This is a genomic window from Leptospira kemamanensis (assembly GCF_004769665.1).
GTDB lineage: Bacteria > Spirochaetota > Leptospiria > Leptospirales > Leptospiraceae > Leptospira_A > Leptospira_A kemamanensis.
The window spans coordinates 236,647-245,408 of record NZ_RQGG01000036.1 but is presented as its reverse complement, the minus strand read 5'-3'; the positions used below and the strand labels follow the sequence as shown (position 1 = coordinate 245,408).

Sequence of the window (8,762 nt, the reverse complement as noted above, 5' to 3'; positions counted from 1 at the left end):
GTTTACTTGTGGGGGAGGCTTACTTGTGGAGAGAAGGGAAAGGAACTCACACCGTATTTGGTGGGGAAAAAACATATTTTTAGAAAAACTTTTAGGTGGCAGCAACAGTGAATGTTATGCCCATACGATAGGAATAGAAGAGAAAGTCTAACCCCACCTAAATGGAGTTAGATAGAAAAGCGAAGAGTTAGAATCTATAACTTGCCGACATCGAGAAGGAAACCCCTTCGCGATAGGAACGGAACAGTCGTTCTTCGTTTAAAAGTTCGTCTTTTACATAGATTCGGAATCTTTGGTCTGTTACGTTTTTGGCTGCGAATTTGAAATCAAGTTTTTCATCCATACGATGTGAGAAAACGATATCGGTTAGACCGACACCTCTTTCATAAGCATCTGGTGTTCCGTTAGCACCAACGATAAAGATTCTATCGCCAAAGTAATTGTAATACAATCCAATCGTAGTTGTTTTCAATTTGTTTAAGTAAACATCAAACTTTAAGTTTGCAACAAAGTCAGATTGTCCTTGAAGAGGACGTCGTATATTCGTTGGATCATAAGAGAATCCTCGATCATTTTGATCCAATAGACCAGCTTTACCAACAGTAAACTGTTCCCAAGAGATTACATTCACTAGCGATTTGATGAAGAACACATTTGTTTCAAAACGGAATCGATCAAAAAATTCTCTTCTAAAATCTAATTCAACTCCACGGATCGTTGCTCTACTCGCATTAGCATAAGTAAAGAAAGGTGAAATTTGTCCTGCCACTGGTTGTCCAATTAACTCGATTGGGTTGGATAAATCTTTATGGAAAAGACCAGCTCCAACGTAATTCGCACCACCCATGAAATATTCATAACGAAAATCGAAGTTATGGATGTATGTTCTTTGTAGATTTGGATTTCCTCGAATACGGTCACCACCGAAGTAAGGAGTGAATGCAAATGGAGACATCTCTCTAAAATCTGGCCTTGTGAGAGTTTGTGAGTATCCAAATCTCAGGTTTTGGTCTTGTAAAAATTCATATACAAAGTTTACACTTGGTAAGACATCTCGGGTTCTAATCACTCCTACCCCATTATTATCGGCAGGACAAACTTTACTGTTGATTAGTGCAATTCGTTCATATTCGCTATCAAAATCACAGCCATAACCTGGTTTTCTAACATCAAACTGTTCTTTTAAGACAAAGGTTTTTACTTTTTGAAAAGAGTCTTCATAACGAGCACCACCAATAAATCTTACTTTTGGAATGAGAGGGATATCTACCTGACCAAAATAAGTGTGAAGTTTTTGGTATGCGTCATATGCGTTTGGTTCTACTTGACGTTCTGAAAAAGTTTTGTTTGCTACACCATTTGAATTCGTTCGAACATATTCCAATGGATTAAAAACAATTTCTCCAGGCACTAAGTATAAATCAGCAGCGGAACTACCAACGTTGGATTTGGATCCAAATTCTCGGAAGGTAAAACTCTTAAAACGGTCTAAAGCACTTCCACCAAATTTTGCTGTTGATTTCAATCCATTCCATTGGTCAAAAGGGATTTCATAGGCAACACTAAAACTTCGTACTGTATCTGCCGAAGTAGAATAAAAGCGGGAACCATCTGGGTTATTCCCAAGCCGAGTTGGAAGAGTCGTAATAGAAGCACCTTGTGTTCTTCTCCAAACTTGTTGTGTTAAATTTGGCTCATCTCGTTTTGCTTCCCCATAATTGATTTGCCAGTCAAGCGTATGTGCCCGATTTAAACCACCTAAGTTTAATGCATGTTTACCACCAAGACTTTGATTAAACAACTGACGACTGATAAAATCATTAGTTATACTAAAAAAGTCAAAACTATCTCTGTTGTTTGTACCACTTGCTTCTCTTACAGATTTCTCAGATGAAACGGAATAAAAATTCTTTAAAAAGAACTGTTGTCCAGCTTTCGGTTCGAAAGCAAAATTTAAATTGTTACCAAACAGTCTTTCTTCGACATATAAGTCCGCATCTTGTGTTTGGATTGCATTTAAAGTAGTTGCTTCGGTTACAGTGGGAGCAATTTGATTGACTGGCACATAACGTGCGTCTTTCTGTCTTCGGAATCGATAATCTACAGAATGTGTAGTTCCGAAAATAACACCAAAACGTTCCCCTGTTTCTGAAGCTTTGAAAGTTTTTCCGATAGTGAAGTTGAAGTTTTTATCATAAGGAGCCTTGGTTTGATCGGGAGTCCATTGTGATGGAAAGGTAATCGCACCTAAGCTAATCAAACTTGGATTGATACCACCAAATCGACTTCCAGGTTCAAACGGAAGATAATTAGGTACACCCTTTACAATATCCGGCAAACTTTGATCAGCTGTTGTTCGACCGATAAAATCACCACCTTTAAAGGTTAGCCATTTATTTCTCGTTGTGTTGGAATTATAACCAACACCAAATCCTAAACTCATTATGAAATCATCTGGATACTCTTTTGTTTCAATTTTTACAAGACCACCTGAAAACTCTGCGGATTCTTCTGGAACAAAGGTTTTGATGATTCGAATATTTTTGATTAAAGATGCCGGAAATAAATCTAATGGTACCACCCGTTTATCTGGTTCAGTGGATGGGATATAAGAATCATTCAAATAAGTTGAAGAATATCGTTCTCCTAAACCTCGAACAAATACATATTTACCACCGATGATTGTGATCCCTGTAACCCGTTTTACGACTTCATTCGCTGAAGAGTCAGGAGATTTTTTAATCGATTCTGCTCCAATTGAATCAGAAACAGATGCCGATTTCTTTTGGAGTTGTAACAAAGCTGCATCGGATTCATTTACAGCTCGGTCTTTTACTTCTACTGTTTGTAATACTTGTGCTCCAAATGTAACATTCATTTGAGTCGGTTTTCCAGCTGTAACCACAATGTTACGATTTTGTGGGCCATAGCCATACATTTGGTATTCCACTTGGTAACTGCCTGGAGGTAATTCTAAATTATATTTCCCGTCAAAGTCAGTTTTTGCGAATTTTTTTTCAGATCTGACTACAATCGTCGCACCAAACACTGGTTCTCCGTTTTCGGAATCAATGACAGTTCCACGAATTGAACCTGATGCTTGTGCATAAGTCAAAGCGGGAATGGATAATAAAAATGTGATAATACAAAGTATTATTTTCTTTGAAAGTTTCATAACTTGCCTGTTATCGGCAAGCTTCTCAATGAAAGTTCTAAGGTAAATGAAAAGGAGTTTTAGTTACGTTACGTTACCATGAATCATTTGTTACAAACGTGTTACAAAGATTTATGGTCCAAGAACTCCGACAATGAATTTACCATCAATATCATACACCATCTTAATTTGAGTGATTTCAAATTGACCTTTTGGTGTGGAAATGATTACCTTTGGTTTATAACCTAAAATTTGATTGAATCTTTTTGGTGATTCCCAAATAAATTTTTCTATCTTATAACCATTAGTTAACAGTTGTTCGACAGAATTGATGGCGATTTTCTCTCGTTCTGAAAGTAAAACTTGATATTCATTTAGTGGAGTATGATCTAATGCAGTTCCTAAACCATAAGTATTTGGAAAAATTAATTCAAGTTGTTCTTCCCATGATACAAAAGAATTAATTGGAACTTTATTGTTTTTGATTTCGGATAAAAACTTTTTAATCGCTTCTTCTTTATTTGAAAATCCACGATTCAGAATATATTTTTCTTTTTTTTTGGATGTGATTAGCTTTTGCGATTCTAAAAGTTTTGATTCGAGTTCTTGATTTTGGAATTTTGGATCTTCACGCCAATCCTTTTCTTTACATGAAACAAATGTTATCACTGAATAAAGAGCAATATAATATATAATTTTTGATTTCATAACCTTAAAAAAATAAACCCCAGCAAAACTGCCAGGGTTTATTTCCTATTTTTTCTCTAGAAAGATTAGCGAGCTCTAAAGACTGCCCAACCATCCCACCATTTTCCATCTGCAGCACCACCTACACCAGCTGCAAAACCAGAGACTAGTGTATAGTCTGGTTTTGTAGCTGCGAAACCACAATTTGACTCAGAATTGATTCCACCATCGGAAGTTATTGGTAAAGTTGTTATATCATAAGTAACTGTATTCAAAGTTCCTGTGGTAGATAGACCAGACTGACCTCGAACTGTTGTGGCAGAAGCAGCAGTTCCTGCTGTAGCTGTATCAACTCGAAAACCTAGTGCATGACCATATGCAACCCCATTCGTAAGTGTCGCTTGCACGCCTTCTCGAAGTCTAGCTGCCTGTCCTCCAGCAATCCCGGCTCCAATAAGAGTAAATTTATTGAGAGTTGCAGTAGTGCAACGAGCTAAAGGAGTACCTGTGTTACATGCAATTCCACCATCATTATGAATTCCATCCCATTCAAGAGCGTGTGGATCGGTTGATGCAGATCCACCACATGCCAGTGGATATTTATGTGATATGAAATTGGATATCGTTGCACCAGCTCCGAGTGTAGAACCACCAAATCCTTCGTCCAAATCTAAATCATCATCAAGTCCACCAGTAGCCAAGATATTGGACCATGCACCAGTACCACCCCATGCTTCGATTTGATCATCCAATCCTCTATGGGCTTGCACGTGATTGAGTGTTGTGTTGGATGAATAAAGACTGAGGTTATTCAATTCATCACCTGGAGCTACTTCGTTTCCACCAAACTCTACGATCGTGTATGACATTTCTAAATTGCTAGTACCTGGTAAACTTCCTGTTCCATATGCTTGTGGTGAAGTACCTTCCGTATTTGAAGTTCTTGTTCCACCACTGTTTCCGATGGTTACAATTCCACCCCAATCGCCTGGAAAACGCGATCCTAATGCACTTGCAGATGACCAACAGATTGGATCAGCGGCAGTCCCGTTGGATACCAATTTGGAACCTGGTTTAAAGAAGATTGAAGAACCTCTTTGTCCAAAAATGGCAGTCCCTGGAGTGACTGTAATCGTCGCACCGGATTCAACAAAGACAGTCCCTTGTAATAAAATTCCATCTGACCAGGTTTCCGAAGCAGAAATGGATCCAGATTTAATGACAGGATTTCCACTCAATCTACGACCATCGCAAACATTTTCACCGACAGTAGGGCTTTGGAGAGTGTATTCACCTTTCACAAATACGCTGACGGATTTCACAGTGATAGAATATCCCGTATTACCACTTAAAGATATTTGATTAGTATTAGATCGGTCTTCTAAATTTAAATTCACTGCCAATGTGCCAGTTGGTCCTGTTACATTTGTAAAGTTACTAGTTGCAAGGCCACCTATGGTAGAACAACTAGATGCATTCGTAGCAGAAGCAGCATCATTCGGTGTGAAATCTAAAACTCCGCTCAAAGATGGAGTTTTAAAAAGTAAGGTAAATTCTCCATCTGCTGTTCCATTTGCTGGAGGTGCACCAGCAGTTACACAAGTTGTAAAATCAGAAATTGTTCCTTGCCCACTTGATAAAAAACTACCACCAGAAACATCAGCAATCGATACTTTCCCATCTTTCATTGGTAAAGTATCAGCTCCTCGCAATGTTCCCGTTAAGATCACTGTATATTCTGGCTGGTTTAGTAAAAATAGACCCGCAAGTAAAAGAGCCGTATTGTCATCCTTCTTGCCCGGACAATTCACTGTAGTGAAACCCATCAATGCGATGGAAAGAACCACTAAGCTTTTTTTGAATGAAATTTTCATCTTGATTCCTCTTTCGAAAAAATTCGAATTTGTTTGCTAGCGGGGTTATCCCGGAAGGGATTCGTTAAAATTCTCCCTCTAGCTAAGGAAACTATGTTCTTTATATGTTACAGTGAGATGACAAGCTAGTGAATGTTTGGTAAAGGATTCGTGAAAGAATGATTATACTTTCACCCGGTTTAAAATCTTAACCAGGTTACTTTTGATCCGGCGGATCTGGTCAGGAGTCAATTGCAATTCGCCGGACTCTGCTTTTTCAATGACTTTTTCTGCTTTGCTAACAAAGGTAATGGCTTCTTCGTCAATTGCTTCTTTGCGCTTTTGTTTTTCTCTGTATGCATCTAATGCCTTTTGGACATCCAAAAGTTCTTTGGAGATCCCACCGATAGCGATATTGAGTTCAACTATATTTTCATCCATTCGTCATGATCCCTATTTCGAAAATCTCAAATCAAAATAGTTAGTTTTATTTCTACTGATACAATACATCTATGAATTTCTTTTTTGCATCTAAGTGTTCTTTGAAGGTAGAAGAAAAATAATGGGAACCATCTGGTTTTAAAAGAAAAAACAACTTATCCGATTTCATTGGTCGAAACGATGCTTCGAGAGCCGGCAAACCAGGATTGGAGATAGGTCCAGGAGGCCAACCACCATTGATGTAAGTATTGTAAGGGGATACAATTTTTAAATCGGATTCAAATAATCGTTTTTTAGGTTTATCGAATAAGTATTGTATGGTGGCACAGGATTCTAAGTTGATATTTTTTTCGATACGAGTGAGAAAAACTCCCGCCATCATTGGTCGTTCTTCTTTTCTCACTGCTTCTCTTTCGACAATCGAGGCTAATACCACTCTAAAATGCAAATCAGCTGGTTTGATCTCTTTTGCCTCTGGAATGGTTTCTAATTTCTTATAAAACCTTTTGATCATCATTTCAGTGATTCGTTCCAATGGATAATTTAAAGGAACAGAATATGTTTCTGGAAACAAATAACCTTCTAAGGTTTTTGCTGGAATATTATATTTAGTGATTAATGCAGGACTTTGTGCCACTTTTAAAAATTCTTCTCTGGAGGGAGAAAGTTTTTTTGTTACCAAAAGATCTCCAATTTGACGATTGTTGTATCCTTCTGGAACCGTAAATGTCACAAGTTTTACTTTTCCAGAAATGATTACATCTAAGATCTTTCGAGAACTCATTCCATCATTGATGTCGTAAACACCTTGTTTGATTTTATTTCCTGCTCTCGTAAACTTGATTAAATAATTAAAATATACACTGGATTTAATCATCCCAGCAGCAGCTAACTCGCGTACGACACTAGAGGAAGGTTCACCTGGATCAATGATAAGCTCATATTTGTTTTGTCCATCACCGACTGCACCACCTTTGATTTCATCGATGACAAAAAAACTGATGAGCGCCAAAACTAATAATAAGGCCGCGGCTAAACCTGAAAGTACCAGGTATTTTTTTACTTTTGAGTTCATTCCATCCCCATCCTTCTTAAGCTATCGACAATTACCAAATCTTTTTTAGGGTCTGATCACAGGTTCTATTTCCAAATGTATGGAAAATGTATCGTAAACTTGTTTTTGAATCGATTTCGCCATAGCAAGCAAGGCATCTGTTGTTCCCTCTATATTGATTAGACCCAAACAATGGTTCGTGGAGATACCCACTCCACCAGGAAAAATGTCCCTTTTTTTGATCCCAGAATGTTCGATAAGCCACGCTGCTGAAAGTTTTTTGTTTCCATTTGGTTCATCAAAGATTGGCGGATTTGAAAATCCCAATTGATTTGCATGTTTGAAAAACAATTCTGCCTTTTCATTCGAAATAATAGGATTGGTAAAAAAAGAACCAGCCGAACGTGTGTTTGGATCGCCATCGTCCAAAACCATTGATTTTTTCTTTCGTAGATTCAAAATCAATTCTCTCAACTTTTCCAAGTATAATGTTCGATTTTCAGACATCGGCTGAGTTTTGATTCGATCTTGAATGATTGTATCCCATTGTTTTTTTACTTCAGGATATAAAATACAAGGTTCTTCCATTTTTGAAAGTTTAAACGATACAGACGTAACAATGTATTTCTGAAATTTACCAGACTTGAATTCACTATTGCGATAAGTAAAGTTACATTCAGAATTTTGTAAGCTGATGAGATTACCTGCCTCATCCATACATTGAACACTAATGATTGAATCTTTTACTTCTTGTCCATACGCACCGATATTTTGAATGGGGGAGGCACCTACAGAACCCGGAATTCCGGACAAACATTCAATCCCACTTAACCCCTGCTTGGTTGTATACTCTACAAACTGGTCCCAAACAACACCTGCACCTACTTCATAAAAAACTTCTTTTTCGTTGACGTCTAAACATCGGATCCCTGGAATTTGGATCAAAAAAACAACTCCATCAAATCCTTTGTCTCTAAATATAGTATTGGAACCACCACCAAGAATTAGATATGGAAGTGACTGAGCCAGACTGAATTGAATCGCATTTTTAAGGTCTTCAATGTTTTTGATGGCGATACAATATTTGGCTCTTCCCCCTAAACGGAATGTAGTGAGCGGCGCCAATGGGACATCGTTTTGGACCAACATAGTTCCAATAAAAAGTTTCCGCAAAAATCGTAAGTAAGAAAATCTGTTTTATGAGTCGATCCAAACTGAAAGTTTACGAATATTCTGGCTGCAGCACATGTCGAAATGCGCTCAAATATCTAAATAAAAAAAAAGTAGAATTTGAACAAATCCCAATTCGGGAAACTCCTCCTTCCACAAGCGAACTTAAGAAAGCAAAACAATACTTAGGTGATATTAAAAAACTTTTTAATACCTCTGGAAAGGATTATCGAGAGGGAAATTGGAAAGAAAAATTGGGAAAACTCTCGGAAGACCAAATTTATAAGGAACTTTCGAGTAACGGAAATTTAGTCAAGAGGCCGTTTGTCGTAGGAGATGGTTGGTTTTTGGTGGGGTTCAAGGAAGAGGAATGGGGGGAGAGGGTTTAGGGGGCGGTACACGA

Annotated in this window: 7 protein-coding genes; 1 reads left to right on the top strand and 6 read right to left on the bottom strand. The window is 37.8% G+C overall.

The window, feature by feature from the left end; genetic code table 11:
* Positions 1–187 precede the first annotated feature (187 nt).
* From EHQ59_RS13935 to EHQ59_RS13910, 6 genes are all read right to left on the bottom strand, one after another.
* The gene (locus EHQ59_RS13935) at positions 188–3,175 is read right to left on the bottom strand and encodes a TonB-dependent receptor (RefSeq protein ID WP_135620244.1); all 2,988 of its coding nucleotides are present in this window, start codon (positions 3,173–3,175) and stop codon (positions 188–190) included.
* A 111-nt stretch (positions 3,176–3,286) separates the two neighbouring features.
* Complete coding sequence (locus EHQ59_RS13930; RefSeq protein ID WP_135620243.1) at positions 3,287–3,862, bottom strand: hypothetical protein; 576 nt, start codon at positions 3,860–3,862, stop codon at positions 3,287–3,289.
* Positions 3,863–3,927: 65 nt separating this feature from the next.
* Positions 3,928–5,715, bottom strand: a complete 1,788-nt coding sequence (locus tag EHQ59_RS13925) for a hypothetical protein (RefSeq protein WP_135620242.1) — start codon at positions 5,713–5,715, stop codon at positions 3,928–3,930.
* 162 nt (positions 5,716–5,877) lie between these two features.
* Positions 5,878–6,135: a hypothetical protein gene (locus EHQ59_RS13920; RefSeq protein ID WP_135620241.1), complete on the bottom strand. Its 258-nt coding sequence runs from the start codon at positions 6,133–6,135 to the stop codon at positions 5,878–5,880.
* 52 nt (positions 6,136–6,187) lie between these two features.
* Positions 6,188–7,210 carry an endolytic transglycosylase MltG gene (mltG, locus tag EHQ59_RS13915; protein WP_135620240.1) on the bottom strand — a complete coding sequence of 341 codons (1,023 nt, stop codon included), beginning with the start codon at positions 7,208–7,210 and terminating at the stop codon, positions 6,188–6,190.
* A gap of 45 nt (positions 7,211–7,255) precedes the next feature.
* Positions 7,256–8,338 carry a UDP-N-acetylmuramate dehydrogenase gene (locus EHQ59_RS13910; protein WP_135620239.1) on the bottom strand — a complete coding sequence of 361 codons (1,083 nt, stop codon included), beginning with the start codon at positions 8,336–8,338 and terminating at the stop codon, positions 7,256–7,258.
* 50 nt (positions 8,339–8,388) lie between these two features.
* On the opposite strand from EHQ59_RS13910, the gene EHQ59_RS13905 reads away from it, so the two are divergent.
* The gene (locus tag EHQ59_RS13905) at positions 8,389–8,748 is read left to right on the top strand and encodes a Spx/MgsR family RNA polymerase-binding regulatory protein (protein ID WP_135620238.1); all 360 of its coding nucleotides are present in this window, start codon (positions 8,389–8,391) and stop codon (positions 8,746–8,748) included.
* The last annotated feature ends 14 nt before the right edge of the window (positions 8,749–8,762 follow it).